The organism is Legionella bononiensis (assembly GCF_016786215.1).
GTDB classification, from domain to species: domain Bacteria; phylum Pseudomonadota; class Gammaproteobacteria; order Legionellales; family Legionellaceae; genus Legionella; species Legionella bononiensis.
This window is the reverse complement of sequence record NZ_JADOBG010000022.1, coordinates 184,319-202,768: the sequence shown is the minus strand read 5'-3', so window position 1 is coordinate 202,768 and position 18,450 is coordinate 184,319. Positions and strand designations below refer to the sequence as shown.

Sequence of the window (18,450 nt, the reverse complement as noted above, 5' to 3'; positions counted from 1 at the left end):
AAAAATCAGGTATTTTGCTTCATGAACGAAATATCATTTAATAGTATACTGACCATTCATATCAAAGAGTCTGACTGATATGAACGGAGCTTCTCTTTTAAACAGTTCAGTCAAGTATAATTTGGCTGTCCTGTTTTTATATATTCTAACAGGGTACATTGGGTTAATGCTTGCTGTGCCTCCAGGCTATGCTACAGCAATATGGCCTCCTTCTGGAATTGCGCTTGGTTTTGTTCTTGTTTATGGTCTAAAAACGCTGCCTGGTATTTTTATTGGTTCGTTCATTCTCAATATTTATATTACTTATAACAACGTTGGAAATGCCATTGATCTGTTTGTCCTTGTTACAGGTGTTATCACAGGAACGGGAGCAGTAATTCAGGCCTTATTTGGGTGGTGGCTTATAAAATATTTTATCAAGTTAGATAATCCATTACATCTTCCTAAAGATATTTTGCTTTTTGCGCTTCTTACTGGTCCTGTTTCCTGCATCGTGAATTCAACGTTTAGTAATGTTGGCTTATTTTTGATAGGAGCCATTTCATCGGAGTATTTTCTGACGAGCTGGGTTACCTGGTGGACGGGGGACAGCACAGGAGTGCTCATATTTACACCCGTCATACTGATAGCCCTTGCCCAACCGGCAAAATTGTGGCGAAGCAGGGTAGTACCTATATTAATCCCTTTATGCTTCACTTTCTGTATTGTTTTTCTGGCCCATCTTTTTTATAGCCAGGCAGAGTATAAGCGAGTGCAATCTAAATTTATTGAATTAACCAAATATAAATTCATTATCTTAGCTGATCAGCTTCATTTAACGACGGAAATTGGCAAAGAAATGGCTCTGTTTTTTAAAATAGTTCCTGAACTAAGCAATGAAGACTTTCAGAGCCTGGCAACTTTAATAGTAAAGGAACATTCACATATACAATCCATTTTATGGGTTCCTAAAGTAGTTGATCGCAATGAATTAAATATAAAATATCAATTTCCTGCTACGAAAATGAACCCGGGGAATCATGATTCTTTAAGTAAAAAATCAGAGTCTGACCAGGTACTTTTTTCATTATTAAGCACAGGAATAGCTTTTCAAAAAGGAGATGATCTGTCTTCAATTCTTAATCTGAATAAAGTGGAACAACACATTATTAAAGATAAGTCTTTTGTTTTTCCAATAATCACATCCAAAAATAATCGATTGGACGGTGTTTATATTGTTACACCTGTCGTCAATAAAAATAAAATTGCGGGATTTATTTTGTTACAAATCGATATCCAGGAGTTATTTAATCAAAAATTCAATAATTTTTTAAAATACTCCAATCTTACCCTTACCAATAAACCAGATGATCCCTATAGGGAAACAGAGTATGAAATTTATAATAAACAAGTTCTTATGAATCAATCACGATTATTTCATATGTCCTCTAATTTTTTATTTGCTGGGGAGAATTGGGGATTTAATGCGACTTCATCACCCTATTTCATTAATCTGGAATATTCCTGGCATGTATGGTTATCTTTGACCACAACGCTGTTTTTTTGCGTGTTTATGAACATGATTTTATTTATTCTTTACGGCCAACGTTATTTGATTCAATTTCTTGCTGAAGCCAGAACAACGCAACTGCAAACAGAACAAGCAAAAAATAAGCTGTTGCTCAATGCAACCGGGGAAGGGGTCATATGGATAACCCTTGATTACAAAATTGCTTTTATCAATTCGACGGCTGAACAGTTACTGGGGTATTCCAGCAATGAACTAAAAGATGAATCCATTTATAGGATTCTTATTGAAAGGATAATCAATGATCACGCTCCTCCATTAGAAAGTCTTACAGTATATCGTGCCATTCAAGAGCAATCAGTAATAAGAACAAAAGAGGCTGTTTTTTGGAAAAAAGATCACAGTTACATTTGGGTGGAGTATACCTGCATTCCTATTATTGTGGATAACGAGGTTAATGGAGCTGCTATTATTTTCAGCGACATCACGGAACGACTAGAAAATGAAGCAAAGTTGATGAATATGGCGCATGTTGATCCCCTAACTAAATTACCTAATCGATTGAGTTTTTTTGAATTTCTAGAGCATGCTATTGCGCGTGCTCAACGAGCAAAAAAGCAATTTGGCATTTGTTTTCTGGATCTCGATAACTTCAAATTGATTAATGATACCTTGGGTCATGTCTATGGAGATAAACTATTAACCATTTTACCTGAAAAAATAACACCACATCTTCGCGATTCCGATTATTTTGCGAGAATAGGTGGTGATGAGTTTGGCCTTATTTGCGAAGAGACTCATAAAGTTAATGATTTGACCCGGATCATGAAACGTATTTTATCTGCTTTTGATAAACCAATAAAAATTGATGATCATTATGTAAAAGCATCTTTAAGTATCGGCATAGCACTATATCCAAAAAATGGCATAGATTCAGAGACATTGCTTAAGAATGCAGATATTGCAATGTATCAATCAAAACAAAAAGGTAAAGACACTTATTCTTTTTATAGCGATTCTACAAATGAAAAATTAGTGAAATACAATGAAATTGAGCATTGGTTACATCAGGCAATCAGAGAGAAAAAATACCGAATTTATTATCAACCCATGTTACACGCAGTAAACCATAAATTGTTAGGAATAGAGGCCTTGTTAAGATGGGAGGATGAACATCTAAAAGATTTTTCCCTGGTTGAATCATTATTAATCGCTGAGGATCGGGGTATTATTTATGATCTGGGCAAATTGTTATTGCAACAGGCCTTTAAAGAGTATCGAGAAATTTCAAAAAATAAATCCAATCTGTTTTTAGCCATGAACATTTCAATTAAACAAATAGAAAACACCTCATTTACCCATTTTATTCAAATTCTGTTAAAGAAATTTCAAATAAAACCCAATGAGCTTTGTTTGGAAATCACCGAAAACTCATTAATGAATGATATAGAACACATAATAAGTGCTATGAACCGTTTGCATGAGCTTGGAATTCAATTTGCTCTGGATGATTTTGGTATAGGCTTTTCTTCCATTCATTTGTTAAAAAAGTTGCCTATTTCATTTCTTAAAATAGATCGTTCTTTTATCAAAGGTATGGACTTGAATCCAGATGATGCAACCATCGTTCTTACGACGATTCAGCTATCGCATGGTCTGGGTATAAAATCTATTGCAGAAGGCGTTGAGAGTAATGAACAGCTGAATTTATTAAATAAATGGGGTTGCAACATCGTCCAGGGATATTATTTTGCGCAACCCATGCCTTTAAATGAATTGTTAATCTGGATGAAAGTGCATGAGACGGCATTAAAAACAAAGCAAGCAGAGGATGGAGGCAGTTAGTTGTATAGGATTCGATGATGTAGAACATTCAGGTACAAGCTGTGGTAAGCAGGAGTTTGTGTGGATTGGAACAATGAATTGTTAATCGCACAAAACAAGGGTGATTGATGAAATGATAGATCAGGATTCCATTCTTATCGGAGACGTCAATGGCTGAACATGCTTTATTGCTCTTTGCCCTGGTTCTGATAACCGGACTGATGTGTCAATGGTTAGCCTGGCGTTTAAAAATTCCTGTCATTATTTTTTTATTAGTGAGCGGTATTATCGAAGGTCCCATCTTAAATTGGCTTAACCCCGATAAACAATTAGGAGCCATGCTGAATCCATTTATCTCTTTGTCTGCGGCAATCATTCTGTTTGAAGGCAGTTTGACTCTGAAGTTTAAAAATATTCCAGGGTTAGAACGAGTCATCCAAAATCTGATTACATTTGGGGCTATGTTAACCTGGGTCCTAATCGCTCTGGCTACTCATTTTATATTTCATTTTACCTGGGCCATGTCGTTTTTATTTGCTGCAATAATGGTGGTTACTGGTCCTACAGTGATTATTCCTATGCTTAAAATATTGCGGCCTAATGCGAATATAGCTAATGTGTTGCAATGGGAAGGAATTTTAATTGACCCTCTTGGCGCTTTGCTGGCTGTTTTAGTGTTTGAATATATTATTTCTGACAACATAAACACCGGTTTTTGGGGGGATTTGCTGGTATTCTGCAAAGTTTTATTGATCAGTGTTGGGTTAGGGATTTCGAGTGGATTTGCTTTTGGTACTGCCTTGAGAAAATATTGGATTCCAGAGCAATTGCAAAATTTTGCTGTGCTAACCTTGGTTTGTGGCGTTTTTGCAGTGTCAAATTATCTGGTTGATGATTCGGGTTTGCTTACTGTAACGTTAATGGGTATTTGCCTTGCTAATATAAAAAATATTGAACTGGATGATATTTTAAATTTCAAGGAAAGCCTTAGTGTTTTATTGATTTCCTTTCTCTTCATCATTTTGGCAGCACGTATCAATCTGGCAACCTTTATCTCATTAGGATGGCCGGCCTTAGCTTTGTTTGCTGTTATTCAATTCATCATCCGTCCTATTAATGTGTATCTGTCTTCATGGGGTTCAAAATTAACCCTTAATGAGCGTCACTTGATCGCATGGATTGCTCCACGGGGAATTATTGCCGCAGCTATTTCAGCCATTTTTGCTCTTAAATTAGAGAATTTAGGTAATACGGAATCGCAATTATTGGTCCCATTAACTTTTTTTATTATTGTAGGGACTGTTTTGCTTCAAAGTATCACTGCTAAATTTCTGGCTATAAAACTCAAGGTTGCGGAGCCAAAGCCCAAAGGATTTCTAATCATAGGTGCTAATTCGGTTGCTCAAGCTATTGCAAAGCAGCTGGTTGAGAACACTATTTATGTCTGCCTTGCGGATCAGGATTGGTCGCTGATTAGCTCGGCGAAAATGAACGGGTTGACCACTTATTGGGGGAATCCTGTTTCAATGCATGCAGAAGATAATATCAATTTGATGCCTATAAAGCATTTGCTGGTGATGACGCCACAGTTGGAGTTAAATATTCTGGCTGCAAAACATTACAGGCAGGAATTTGGATCGGATAGCATCTTTACAATACGTACCACCGATACGCAACAAGAGCAAATTGCAGATAAGATCCATTTTAAACATGGCGGGCGAATTATTTTTGGTCAAGATGTTACTTTTGATCTGTTACACCATCGCATCAATTCAGGGGCGAAAATTAAAACCACCTTGTTGACCGAACAGTATACTTATGATCAGTATTTAGCAACAGAAGGAGAGCCGAGTTGGCCATTATTTGCAATCGATCCAAATAATGCCATCTACGTTTTTACTGTTGATGCACGCTTTATCCCAACTACTGGCTGGAAGATTATAGGTATCGGTTCTCAAAATATTGAAACAGAAAGTAATTAGGGGCTTTTGACAAGTGTTCTATGTAGCCTGTATTAGACGAAGTCGTAATACAGGGTGTTTTCTACAAAGCTCCGATGCTTTCCATTTATCCTCAATCATTCGTTTTAATCAATCGATGAATATTCAAATAACTGTATCAAATATATAAGAGCAGGGGATTGTTGAAGAGATTGATCCTGTATTACGACTTCGTCTAATACAGGCTACTCCACCAGGCTCAAAAAATAAATGCAGAACTCTATACTATAATTAAATGAACCTGATTAATGATTTAAGTACCTTTTATACTTTACTGGCGGAGTTTTGCTGCATTAAAGGACGTCATGGATTACGTATGCAAAAAATAATACTTTCATTGCAACAATGCAAAATAATTACTAAAACCTTGTCTTTAGGAATCATTATTTTGGGTTGTATCGGTGCAAGTGGTTGGATTTTTGACATTCAGATTCTAAAAAGTATTGTTTCCAATATGATAACAATGAAATTTAATACTTCTGTCTGTATGATTTTAATTGGTATCGCATTATTTTTGCTGAGTGACCGAAATTTGGGGGTGTTCAATCGCTTTATCACTAAAGGTATTGCGACATTTGTGTTGATAATCGCTTTATTGACCTTATATGAGTACTTGTTCGCTAAAGACCTAGGTATTGATCAGCTTTTTTTTATTGAGAATCCAATATATCCCTTATATTTTCCGGGGCGCATGGCGTTTAGTACAGCCATTAATCTGGTTTTTGCAAGCATGGCTATATTGTGTATTGATTCCAGGGTTCTGCCCAACTGGAGTTTCCAGGTTTTTATGTGTCTGATTTTTCCAATAACCATGTTCAGTGTTTTATACAATTTTGCTATTGTTGAGCCTAATTACTTGATCGTAACTAGTATTAACCTGGCCATTCATACCATCATTGCTTTTTTGCTGATCTGCGGCACTTTATTGTTTGCTCGACCCACGGTTGGGGTCAGTTTCATTTTATTGGGGGATACTGTTGGAGGGCGATTAGCCAGAACCTTGTTACCTCTCATTTTTATTGCATCCATCATTACCATCAAGTTAATTGCTTTAGGAGTGAAGTATCAACTTTATGGTAAAAATTTCACCATGATCGTAGCAATTATCATTTTTTTAGTTTTGATTACTTTTGTTGTATTTATCGCTATTTTAATCATGGATCGGCTTGAACAATATTCTAATGAACTACAGGAACAGTTGAAAACACGAGAAAAGTTGTTTACTGAATTTACTGAAAATATTGATCTTGTTTTATGGAGAATGCTTGTTGATTCACATGAATTAACCTATGTTAGTCCCGCTTTTGAAAAAATCTGTGGTCAGTCAGTTGACTCATTGTATCAGGCGCCGAATAGTTGGTTAAATCTGGTGATACCTGATGACAGACCCAGGATACTGGATGCTATCGAGCAAATTAAACAAGGTGCTTCAAATGTTATAGTAGAAATTAAAATTTTGCGGGCTGATGGAGTTATTCGGCAAATATCGGATCAGATTTTTCCTTTAAAGGATGCTAAAGGAAATCTGTTGGCAATACTTGGAGTTGCTACAGATGTGACCGCAAAATACAATCTGATGATGCATCAACAACTATTGGCCGAGTTGCATAAGAACTTGAGTGAAACCCAGGACATTAGCCTTTTTGCTCAGAACATATTGAAAGCTATCAGTCTTGCTATTGGTTATGATATAGGGGAATTTTGGTTATTGGATGATAAAGACAATACTTTAACCTGTTTGGCCAATTGGCTTAAGGACGATTTAGCTATAAAACCTAAATCAATAAGAACTTTATCATTAAGCGAGGATTCAGAAAAAACATTTCAAATAAGGTGTTTAGGTCAGAACACTATTCAATACAGCATCGATCCTGCCGATTTGAACCATCCTTATCAACGGATTGATGGTGAAACCCTGCGATTAAAAGAAATAGTAGGAATCCCTTTATTGGTATCCGATCAGCATATTGGGGTAATGAATTTTTATAATCAAAAAGAATTGAATTTAAATATTGATGTATTCAAAATACTCATGGAATTCACCGCCAATTTTAGTAAATACATTCAAAATATTTTACTGATCAATAAGATGAAACATATTGATAATTACGATCCTCTGACAGGTCTTTATAATTGTCATTCATTTTTGAAAAAAATTGATGAATTTATTGAACATAAAGTTCCTTCTTTTGTGGTTATTAAATTGCAAGTGAATAACCTTCAGCTTATCAATAATACAATGGGTTATGATGTGGGTAACAAATTGTTCCAAAACTTGGCTAAAAAGTATTTTGATGCGTCATTGTCATCTGTTGATATGATCGCGATAATACAGCCAGGAGTTTTTGGCTTTTTATCGCATACTTTAAAAGATCAAAGTTCGATTATTGACTTTGTGAGAGCCTTACTTCAGATCACTGTTAAACCATTCCGAGAAAATAATCTGGAACTATTTTTAACCACTAATATTGGTATCAGCCAATACCCAGAGCATGGTGTTACCAGTACTCAGCTATTAAGCAATGCGATATGGGCACTCATAGAATCAACTAAGGATGGAAGTCATCAGTTTAAATTTGCTACTTCAGAGACCCTTACACTGCCAGCACGGCAGCTTGAAATAGAAAGCGCCATGCATGCGGCCATAATAAATAATGAGTTGGAGTTATATTATCAACCCCAAATTTCCTTGAAAACTGGGAAAATTACCGGTGTTGAAGCTTTAATTCGTTGGCATGACCCTACAGGTACATTGCGGTTACCTGACTATTTTATACCTGTTTGTGAGAAATCTGAATTAATCCTTGAAGTAAGTGACTGGGTTTTAAGCGCAGCGTTTAAAGACATGGTACGAAGTGAACATCCTGTACGTACGGCAATAAATTTAACGGCACGTCAATTCAGCAGTTCGTATAATCTGGTGGAAAAAATAAAAAGACTATTGGAAGAATTTTCTATCAATTCAAGATTTCTAGAATTTGAAGTGACTGAAACGTTATTGATGAGCAATACGGTACAAACAGTAAAAGTAATTAATGAATTACAACAGTTGAACGTTCATATTACTCTGGATGATTTTGGAACAGGTTACAGTTCATTTGATTATTTAAGAAATTATTGTCCCGAAACTCTTAAAATTGATAAAACGTTTATTGAAGGGTTACCCGATAATGTCCACAGTATTAAAATAATAAACGCGATAATTGCCTTGTCTCATAGCTTGAATATCACCGTGGTTGCAGAAGGAGTAGAAACCGCAGATCAAGTTAAGCTCCTGATGGATATGGGCTGTGATGAAATACAAGGTTTCTTTTTTTCCAAGCCTGTGCCTTTTGCTGAAATCCAGAAATTAATAAAAGCGGATAAATCCTTTAAATTGCCAGCGAAAAACAGTAAAAAACCTCTCGTATAACCTTATGGCAGTGTTATATGCCTGTTTTTGATACGCCTTGACTCTTGTTGAATGTGGTCCTCAAACTGTTTAGTTCATCAGTTATCAGGAGTTAAAAATCCAGGCTATATTACCAATAAGAATATAATTGTTTTGAGGTTGATCTCCATTTAAATGCTGAACCAAGGGTAATCCAACACCCAGCTGAAGGGTTAACTGTTTCGTTGAAAACCAGAGGGATGGAGTAATCCCTAAAATCTTTCCCCCAGTATCGGGCAAAGACTGACCAAATAGTGTGGCTTTTTCGGTGATTATTCCATTCAACTCCACTAAGGTCGCAAAAATATATTTATTGGGTGCGCTAAGAAGCGTTCTGCTTAATCCTGTCTGATAAAAATATTGTGTCCCTGGTTTGAAATAATTATGCATTGGGGTGAGTATGACCCCTGGTGATACAAAACCATACCAGTTTACTGAAGTGAAATTGTAGGTACTGCCTAAAAAAAACGTAGGAGAGCCGACACCTGTAGGCGGTGATTTCTCCAGCGAGCCCGTGGGAAGTGTGGCATTGGCTACAACAGTAGCTTGTGTCGTAAATTGACTATTGGATGTATTCCAAAAGGCATATTCTAATTGAATTAATGCATCAGATACACCGGAGGAATGATCCAGGTCTTCTTTATAACTCATTGCTACAGGCAAGCTGATAAAAAGTGATGCAGTGTCATAAAGTCCGTAGAGAAAAGAAGGGGTGCCCGTTGTAAAGTGTTGTACTGGTGCTTGTATATAGGTTTGCTCCATAAATAGTTGACGTTGTCCTTTGTTGATTATATTTTGTCCAAATGAAACCAGTGGACTGGGTTGTTGTGAGGAGGGTAAGCCAAAATTTCCTAAACTTGGAGGTTGACTTGTATCGGATGTGTTAGTCTCTTGATTTGTGGCATAAAGATTTAATGGAAGCAGTACCAATAGAATTAAATGAAACAACAGTAAACAAAAATAGTTTTTCATGTACACTCTAGGTGAATTACAACGTTTAAGCGATTTATCCAAATCATATTAGATGATGAATTATCAATAAGTAAATAGGTAAATTAATGCTGATTATTATAGGCGGGCTTCCTGGAACAGGAAAAACTACTATTTCAAAACGACTTGCCAGTCATTTAAACGCCATGTATTTGCGTGTGGATACAGTAGAACAGGTGTTGAAAGGCTTTATTGATAAGGGGCAGCTTATTGGACCAGAAGGGTATTTGATCTGTTACGCGCTTGCTGAAGAAAATTTACGTTTGGGTATAAGCGTCATTGCAGACTCAGTAAATCCACTGGGTATCACTCGACAGGAATGGCAAAAAGTAGCGCGAGCAGCAAAAGCTGATTTTATTGAAGTTGAGTTTGTTTGTTCCAACCAAAATGAACATAAAAATAGAATAGAATCCAGGAAATCCGATATTCCTGATCAAACGCTTCCGAGCTGGCAGGAGGTGATTGATCGTCATTATGAACCCTGGGAGTCCAGATCATTGACGCTTGATACTTCGATACAGACCATTGATGAATCTGTTCAGATTATTTTGGATTACATGATGTCGTTTCGTTGCGTAAAAGAGTGAGAAGTCGGTTTTAAGTATACTTCATAACTTCTCTTTGGCCCGTGAACAAAACAAGCCGAACATCGTGTGAAACTACAAAGCCTCTTCATTTAAGTTTCTCACGGTGTTCGGGATGACGTTTCCTGTACTTTGATACGATGGTATGCTGTACTACAGCTGTGCTTTCTTGCATACCATACTGAAAGCAATTATTAATTACATTGAGCTCGCGAAATGCTCCGCTCTAACTTGAACCGGATTTGTCATCACTGCTTCAATATGAGGTTTAAAAAATGCATCTCGTTCAGGATGACGTCGAGTAATCACTGGATAGTTTTTACGTTCATTATTAAGAAAAGTATTTATCTCTTCATGGTGTGTTACTCTGGATTGGCAAGATGGAGTATATCCTTTGGTAGTAAATATTCTAAGTGCCTTTACATAACCTTCGCTCCCTAATTCATTTTTGAGCAGATCAGTAAATGACTTGAGTAAAGATAAATTACCAAGAGTTGCAATCTGATGTAAAAAGGTAAAACCTGATGATGTTTGAGATACCAGGAATGAGTGGAATGAAGGTGTATCTGCACCAAATAAAGATTTTACTTCGTTAATGTAGGCTAACAGATTTTCCTTATTGTTGAACTGTTCATTTTTCAGAGCTTTGTGTAATACGGTACTACCATTTATTTTGTTAACCAGGTAATTCAGATAGGTAGTAGAATCTGTCATTCTGCTTTTTAGGTGAGTCAGGTGTTGATTAAATTCAGCTGCAGTTGCATGAGTAAGTGCATCGCTGAGGCACTTAAAGGTCCTGGTACTGCTTGGTTGGGTTGATGTTTGAGCTGCAGAAGTTATGACACTGCTTTGGCTACGTCCCTGGATTCCTTGTTCCATTTGCTCTATATGCCTGGCTAAGATAAACCCATCCGCTCTTAAGCCTGCCATCCATTTGTTGATCAACAGTTCAACAACACCATCAATTAACTTTGGCTCAGTATAAATCTTTAATTGATTCACAATGTCCGATAGAATATTTTTAAAATCATCCTGAGATAAAGCATCATCCGTAAAGGATTGGGTACTTGTCGAACTAAATTTATCCAAATCTTCGAGCTGTCTTTGAAACTTATTGCGTAACCTGGATAATTGATCTTGAAGGCTTTTTAATAAATTCTGTTCAGTAAGTGGACACAATTTCAGAGCACGCTGTACCAATTCATAGTTTATTGTAATTTTGATACTGGCATTTAATTCCTTGAGTGCCCAGATGTCTTTACCAAGAGAGCAGAACATTGCCGCGGTAAATTTTCTGGAGGTCATTTCACCTGGTTTAAGTACGGGGGTCAGGATATCAACAAATGATTTTATTATAAGTGAATCGGGTTGTTCGGTAGATTCTGAATCTTTCAGCCTGCGTTTTTTGGGAATATGTTGCGCTGTTTCTTTGGTGGACTCAACAGGCTCTGTCTGATCTATCTCACTAAAATGAACACGTTTCTTTTTAAGAATTGAACGAGCAGGATTAACGCTTTCTCGGGTTTGATTAATAAAGAGGGTTATTGGTCGTAATTGTGATTCATCCTGGCTGTAGAATAAACCAGCACATCGTTCGAGAAGATTTAAAAAATCGTCATCATGACATAATTCATATCCTGCATGTAAATGATGAATATAGTTTCGTTTGTCTGCTTCCGACAATTCCAATTGTGTAAACACACCAAGGAGTTTACTCAGTGGCTTGAGGATATCGAAGTACAGTTGTTGTTTTTTATATACGGTGGCCCAGGGATTTTTTTGTATCTGTTCTATGGCATTATCCAGCTCTCTTTTTATAAACAGGGCTAATTTTATATCGATTTGTTGAAACGCCTCGGAGATCAGATTGATTGATGAAACAAGATTGGCTGATTGAGCTTCTTGTTTTAATGTTATTAACTGTTCCTTGATAGAGGTTATCAGCTCTATAAAGTCATCGTAATCAATATCGGTATCCGCATGCAGGGAATTTAAAAGCGCAAGTTGTTTATCAATTTTTTGTTGAATATCTCGTGAAGATAAGTCAGCGTGAACCTTATCGAGCGCTTCTTTAACTTCAGTCGCTTTGGTAGTTGGCAGTTCTTCAGAGGTTAACTGAGTAAAGAGTTCACTCATCTTGCCAAAGATTCTCCAGGACTGATCCAATGGCAGGGAACTGCTGTCACTTTGTGTCATTGTTATAACGTTTTGCAACAGAATAAATTCACTGTCAATTATTTTAGTAATCAGGGGATTGTGTACTTCGGTCAGATGGGGTTGTATCGTTCTTTGTAATTTAATGACTTCAACCAAATATCTCAGGATGGTTTGAGCTGAGTTGATCCTTTGTAAAACTGGATTATTCAGGCTTTTTTGTATTGCGTTTAGCGATGTGCCCAATATGAATGGTTTAAATGGTTCATCTGCAGCATGATATTCATTTCCCCTTAACTGAACATAGTTTATTAATTGCTTTAACTCGTCACTAAGAGCTTTTTTGTCATTTTCTTGATTTATAATAGTTGTATCATGTTGTGCTATCATTTTTATTTATGACCATAAAGATTAAAAAAAACACATGTTATCACAAGGTGAATATTTAATCAATTAGGCATGGAATTGACATGAAATAATCCTCCTGAAAGGAGGACTATTTAGTTGAGTTGCTGGGAATATAAGTTACTGGACGGCTAAGTTGTTGGCCATTTCAGATTCAGTACGCTCTGCTGCTGAAATGTCGTTAAGCAGATTATTAAGCCATACGTCTTCGTCATTGAATAATTTACTGTTAGGAAAGAACCCAAATTGTTGAGCCGGCTCTTGAGTTCGCACTTTTGGAATTTCAGTCTGACCTTCAAATGGCACTAAAGCACGTGTTTCGTTTTCATGCTCCAACTGTTCTGTCGGTTTGATTTCAGGACGTAAAGAATCCAGCATATAATCAAAACCTGTATTCAAGCTTGTCTGTAGTGAACTTAGTGGACTTTTATTGCTTAATACAAAAATAACAGAATCCAGCGTTTCAATCGCGATGTTAAGGCTTAATCGTACAATTAAATTAAAGCTTCCCTCAAAGAGTGAGAATGCTGCCATTGTAGTGGAGTTATTACTGTTTGGCAGCAGTGATAACAAGAGGTTAATGCCTGAAAACAGCACAAGAAAACCGTTGGTTATTATGTGATAAGTTGCTTTTAAGCTAATCCATGCAAGAGGAAGAGCCAGTTGCACTGCAAGGTTAACGGGTAACATTAAAGCACTTAATAGCAACAAGGGCAGGGCGGTTAACAAAAACGGTATCCAGCCTTTTTGTTGAATGATTATTTCGGCTATTACTTTTAATGCATTGAAAAACTTGGGTAAACTGGTTGCGGTAAATAGTGTTGAGATGAAAAAAACATTCATAATGTTTTTCCATGTCGGCATGTTAGCAACAAGTTGTGGCCAAAAACCAATGATGTATTGAAGTTGATTGATGAACTCATCCGTAAGGGTGAGTTTTAATTCCTGACCGGCTTCAGCAATTGCCAGAAGCAGTGCATCCAGTTTCTTCTGTTCAGCGATGGAATCAAGAAGTTCTGGGGATATTTCTTTAATTCGAGCCAGGATTTCTTCCGTGTTTATTTGTTCAGCACTGCTAATATAATCACGGAGGATCAGTAAAAATACCGCAACTGAACTGCCGTCAATATCCTTTAGAAATGGTCGAATGGCAGCTAATTGTTTCGAAAAAGTATTGATATAACGAAAATTTAATTGTCCATCGGAATAGGTTGACAGGGGTATGGTCACCAAAAGACTGCTGCTGAAGAAATAGAGCCAACTTACTGTTTGCGTCAGGGTTACAGATCCATCTTTCGTCGCCTTCAGCATATCAGTCAGAGTACTTATCCAGTCTGATGGTTCAAATTGAGCGAGATTGTCTTTAAATGCTTTGCCTGGAATATTGTCTTCACCAGCGAGCATGTAATCTCTGGCTAACTTAATGTCTCCAATTAGAGTATTACAGACCGGCACAGGAATAGGTTGCTCATATCGAGCCTGTTGGCCATCAGGATGAAATCTTAAGGCCCGAACTCTATAGGCTTTATTTATTTCGGCAGGACTGAATGCAAGATTGGGTCTTGAGGTGTCAAGATTTAATAGCTCACATAAATCTTTTTTAGTTATTACGTTAGGACCATCAAAGATGCTGTTATAAGTAAAGGGCATTGTAACTACCTTGGATTGTGTTTTTGATCTAAAAGGAGGCACATTATACAAATTGAGATCCATTAAAGTCAAATCAGAACTGTTGAAGATTGCGAGTATTAAGGTACTCTTGTATTCATAATGTTTATGGAATTGCGGGGCGTGTCACTTTACGAACATAGGAATTCTCTGTTATTTAAAGTTTTGATGAATCAGGTATTTTTTGATTAATATGTTCTATAATTAAATCAAAAGACCAAGGATGATGCGATGGTGAGAAAATATTGCATAATAATGTTACTATTTCTGCTGCCATTATGCACTTATGGACGAACATTAAAAATTGGCGTTTCTCATTTTGATCCTCCATTTGTAATCCAATTAGATCCAACTCATTTTGATGGATTTGACGTTTCCATGATTCGGTACGTTTGCAGAACCCTGAGATTTGATTGTGAACTGATAGCATTTAAACGGGATAGACTGCTGGATGAGGTCGAAAATGGTACCGTAGATCTCGCCGTTAGTGATCTGGTCATTACAGATAAGCGTGCTTCAAAAGTTAACTTTTCCATTCCTTATTTAATTAATATAACCCACGTGATTGGATTAAAAAAATATGTAAAAAATCCATTTATAATTGATCTTCTATATAATCAAAAAATTGGCATTACTGATGAATCTTACCAACAACACATCAATACATTAAAAATCAAAAACCCAATTGTTTCTCTGTATGGTCAGGATGATGAAATGATTGACGCTCTCAACAGAGGTAAAATTGGATTTGCATTTGTTGATACCTACACGGCATCTTATTGGAGTAACAACTCGTCAGATTTGATTGAAGATTTTGGTAGCCCCTTACATTTTGAATCTTTAGTGGCTGTTGCTGTAAACTCAAAGGATCAAACTTTGTTGGAAGAAATTAACCGGGCATTGACTCAGTACCGTAACAGTCAACAATTCATTACTGATTATAATAAATATCTGCTTTTTTTCTAGCCAGTGATTTCGGCAGTTTTGAATCATTCATCAATAAAAAAGGCTCCAAGGAGCCTTTTATTATCGTTTAGATTTCAGGTTAAACGGTATATTGGACACCGATTAACAGGGAGTTTAGTGTTGGATTTTGATTGTTCAGATTGAAACTTCCGGTCAAGGTATTCAGGTTAAACGCCCCGGTTGTTTTGGGATTTGAGCCTAAGGCGAATAGATAAGAACCGGTCAAAGCCCAATTTTCATTAAAGTTATAGGCTGCACCTAATTTTATTTCTGGTAAAACCGCTGTCTGGTTGTTCTTTTCGCTGTAGCTGTTGATCAGCGGAAATGCAAAGGCTGGGGAGAACACGGCAGTAGTGTGCGTCTGCATGTTTTGGATCATGGCTCCTGCCTTTAAGGATAAACTGTAATAAGGTTGCATGTAAGCAATACCTAATAAAGCATCAAATCCGCTTATTGTGTGGCTCATGGTTAAATTAGCAGGCGCCTGGGCGGCTGCACCGAATCCTACGGGGTTAAGAGTGGTTTTTCCATAGTATCCCCAACCTAACTCTCCAGTTGCTCCAAATTGATCATCAAACATGCTCAGCATGCCTGCTGCTAAACGGGCAGTATATTGATCATTGGTAATTTGTGAAGTGATAACAGTATTAGTGCCAACAATAGCAAAATCATATCCATCTATTGTATTCCAGGTATATCCGCCTTCAAGGGAAAAAAACGCAGCACAGCAGAAATTTGAATCGCCCATACCTCCGGCATGGATCACAGAACTGAACGATAATGCAGATAACAAAGAGAGCAGGGTTAATTTTTTCATGATTTAGTAACTCATTCCATGTATATTATTATTTTAAAACAGGGATAATTTAAATCAGTTAGCATTGAATTACCAGTAAAATTATCTCGAATCGGTCATTAAAGTTATAAATAAATTGTTACTTCATTCGGGTCTGTTGACACGTGCCCCATAACTCACACACCTGGAGCGGCTTGTCTTTTAACGATTCTCATTTTTTATACGTCACCCTCGGCTGTCACTTGACACCTTCTGCATGCCATCTTCGTCACCCTCCGCGAAGTAGGAAGGTCCATGAACGGTAAGTCCAATACCTAAAAAATCATAAACCAATATTCCTATCAGCACATTGTAAATTATAAAAAAGGAAGGTTTTATTCTGGTATAACATCAAATCTCATTAAAAGGGGTGGCGAGCAGACGAATAATGCGGTTATGAGGAAAATGATAAAGAATGGACCCTCCGCCTACGCGGAGGGTGACATGAGATTGCGGAGGGTGACGTGAAATTGCGTCACCCTTTCTATGCCATCACCGTCACCCTCCGCGAAGGCGGAGGGTCCATGAATGGTATGTCCAATATCGAAAAACCATAACCCCAAATTCCTATCAGTATTATTTGGTAAATTAAATTAAGTGTACTCCTGATGGTTTCTTCATTATCGACAATTTTTTTTGTAAAGCCCGTCTTCCTAATAACTCATACGATGAAATTCTTTAATTTGATCTCATTTAAATAATAGAAAAAACACGGTACTCTACATTGGCGTCTTCAGTGATCCGATGTGTCGTATTTATAAATACACAAATAAAACAGTGATTTTAAACCATGTCAAATTCAAATAATTCATTAAAAACCATTGCCGCAATCTGCATTGGTAACGCCATGGAATGGTATGATTTCATGATATATAACTTCATGCTTCTGTTTATCGCGCAAGCTTATTTCCCAAATCAAAATCGAATCACTTCTTTATTAGCAACTATGGCAAGTTCTGGTGTTGCGTTGGTTGTCAGACCTTTAGGCGGAGTATTATTAGGGTTATGGGCTGACAAACAGGGGCATCATAAAGCGCTCATGTTGGTTTTTAACCTAATGGCATTTGCCACAATCCTTATTACCTTCACTCCGTCATTTGCACACATAGGACTTTGGGCTACTGTGTTGATTGTAGGGGCTCGATTAATTCAGGGATTGGCTACTGGGGCGGAGTTTGGCATAGCCAGTTCCCTGCTGAATCAATTGGCGCCTGAAGATAAAAAAGGTCTGTATACTTCCTTTCAAATGGTGGGGCAATTATTAGCAGTGCTCTTAGGATCGTCTATTTGTTTTTTTCTGACGGTAACGTGCTCTAAAGAGTTCTTATACGACTATGCATGGCGGTTTCCTTTTGCTATTGGCCTGTTCATTTTACCCATTGGATGGTTGCTCAGGCGCCGGTTGCAGCGTCAAATCATTTGGACTTCGAAACCTGCCAGGACATTGAGTTTATTGAGTATTATTATGCAACAAAATCGTTTATTAGTTATTGCGCTAGGTCTTGTAATTGGCTGTACAGGGTCTGTTTATACATTATTCAGTTACATGCCCACGTTTAGTAAATTGTATTTACATTTATCAATGAAGGAAGCGTATCTGGGGCCGATGACAGGTATTTTAATCAGCATAATCACCATTCCTTTGTTTGGCGCCCTGTCGGATAGAATAGGCAAAAAACCGATCTTACTCGGATCCTTATTGTTGTATATTAGCCTTATTTATCCTTTACTGTCTCTGCTTAATCAGCATCCTGCTTTAAGTACCCTGATACTGGTTGAGAGTATTTTGGGGGTATTTATTGGGGCTTATTTTGGTGTAATGACCGCTGTAGTGAGTGAGATGTTTCCCGTTCTTATACGATCCACCTGTCTGGCGATTAGCTATAATCTAGCGGTGATGCTCTTTGGCGGATTTGCTCCATTTGTTATTACTGCATTAATTGAGAAGACTCATAATCCTATGATTTTCACTTATTATTTAATGACAGCTGTGTCCATCAGTTTATGTGCTGCTCTTGCATATCAGGAGCCAAACAAATCGGAAGTAATGCATTCCGATCAATTAGTCACCATTTAAAAAGGAGTAT

10 protein-coding genes are annotated in these 18,450 nt (G+C 37.1%); 6 read left to right on the top strand and 4 right to left on the bottom strand.

Features of this window, described 5'->3' with window-relative positions; translation table 11 throughout:
* The first annotated feature begins 79 nt into the window (after positions 1 to 79).
* The 3 genes from IZU94_RS14630 to IZU94_RS14620 all read left to right on the top strand — a co-directional run bounded on the left by IZU94_RS14630 (position 80) and on the right by IZU94_RS14620 (position 8,743).
* Entirely contained in the window at positions 80 to 3,352 is a 3,273-nt protein-coding gene (locus tag IZU94_RS14630; protein WP_203112167.1) for a bifunctional diguanylate cyclase/phosphodiesterase, read from the top strand.
* A 149-nt stretch (positions 3,353 to 3,501) separates the two neighbouring features.
* Positions 3,502 to 5,313 carry a cation:proton antiporter gene (locus IZU94_RS14625; RefSeq protein WP_203112166.1) on the top strand — a complete coding sequence of 604 codons (1,812 nt, stop codon included), beginning with the start codon at positions 3,502 to 3,504 and terminating at the stop codon, positions 5,311 to 5,313.
* 253 nt (positions 5,314 to 5,566) lie between these two features.
* A complete protein-coding gene (locus tag IZU94_RS14620; RefSeq protein WP_203112163.1) occupies positions 5,567 to 8,743 on the top strand; it encodes a bifunctional diguanylate cyclase/phosphodiesterase in 3,177 nt (1,058 codons plus the stop codon).
* A gap of 84 nt (positions 8,744 to 8,827) precedes the next feature.
* Here IZU94_RS14620 and IZU94_RS14615 read toward each other — a convergent pair whose 3' ends face one another.
* Entirely contained in the window at positions 8,828 to 9,733 is a 906-nt protein-coding gene (locus tag IZU94_RS14615) for a hypothetical protein (RefSeq protein WP_203112158.1), read from the bottom strand.
* Between the two features lie 86 nt (positions 9,734 to 9,819).
* Between IZU94_RS14615 and IZU94_RS14610 the strand changes: the two genes are divergently transcribed.
* Positions 9,820 to 10,338 (top strand): P-loop nucleotide/nucleoside kinase family protein, encoded by a 519-nt coding sequence (locus tag IZU94_RS14610; protein WP_203112155.1) that lies wholly within the window; start codon positions 9,820 to 9,822, stop codon positions 10,336 to 10,338.
* A gap of 195 nt (positions 10,339 to 10,533) precedes the next feature.
* On the opposite strand, the gene IZU94_RS14605 is transcribed toward IZU94_RS14610, so the two are convergent.
* Both IZU94_RS14605 and IZU94_RS14600 read right to left on the bottom strand, forming a co-directional pair.
* Positions 10,534 to 12,879 (bottom strand): hypothetical protein, encoded by a 2,346-nt coding sequence (locus tag IZU94_RS14605; RefSeq protein WP_203112153.1) that lies wholly within the window; start codon positions 12,877 to 12,879, stop codon positions 10,534 to 10,536.
* Positions 12,880 to 13,014: 135 nt separating this feature from the next.
* Positions 13,015 to 14,544 carry a J domain-containing protein gene (locus IZU94_RS14600; protein WP_203112150.1) on the bottom strand — a complete coding sequence of 510 codons (1,530 nt, stop codon included), beginning with the start codon at positions 14,542 to 14,544 and terminating at the stop codon, positions 13,015 to 13,017.
* Positions 14,545 to 14,817: 273 nt separating this feature from the next.
* Here IZU94_RS14600 and IZU94_RS14595 point away from each other — a divergent pair, with 273 nt between their 5' ends.
* Complete coding sequence (locus IZU94_RS14595) at positions 14,818 to 15,528, top strand: transporter substrate-binding domain-containing protein (RefSeq protein WP_203112148.1); 711 nt, start codon at positions 14,818 to 14,820, stop codon at positions 15,526 to 15,528.
* Positions 15,529 to 15,607: 79 nt separating this feature from the next.
* Here the strand turns inward: IZU94_RS14595 and IZU94_RS14590 are convergent, their stop codons facing one another.
* Positions 15,608 to 16,345, bottom strand: coding sequence for a hypothetical protein (locus IZU94_RS14590; protein WP_203112146.1), 738 nt, complete (start codon positions 16,343 to 16,345; stop codon positions 15,608 to 15,610).
* Positions 16,346 to 17,153: 808 nt separating this feature from the next.
* On the opposite strand from IZU94_RS14590, the gene IZU94_RS14585 reads away from it, so the two are divergent.
* The gene (locus tag IZU94_RS14585) at positions 17,154 to 18,440 is read left to right on the top strand and encodes an MFS transporter (protein ID WP_203112144.1); all 1,287 of its coding nucleotides are present in this window, start codon (positions 17,154 to 17,156) and stop codon (positions 18,438 to 18,440) included.
* Positions 18,441 to 18,450 lie beyond the last annotated feature (10 nt).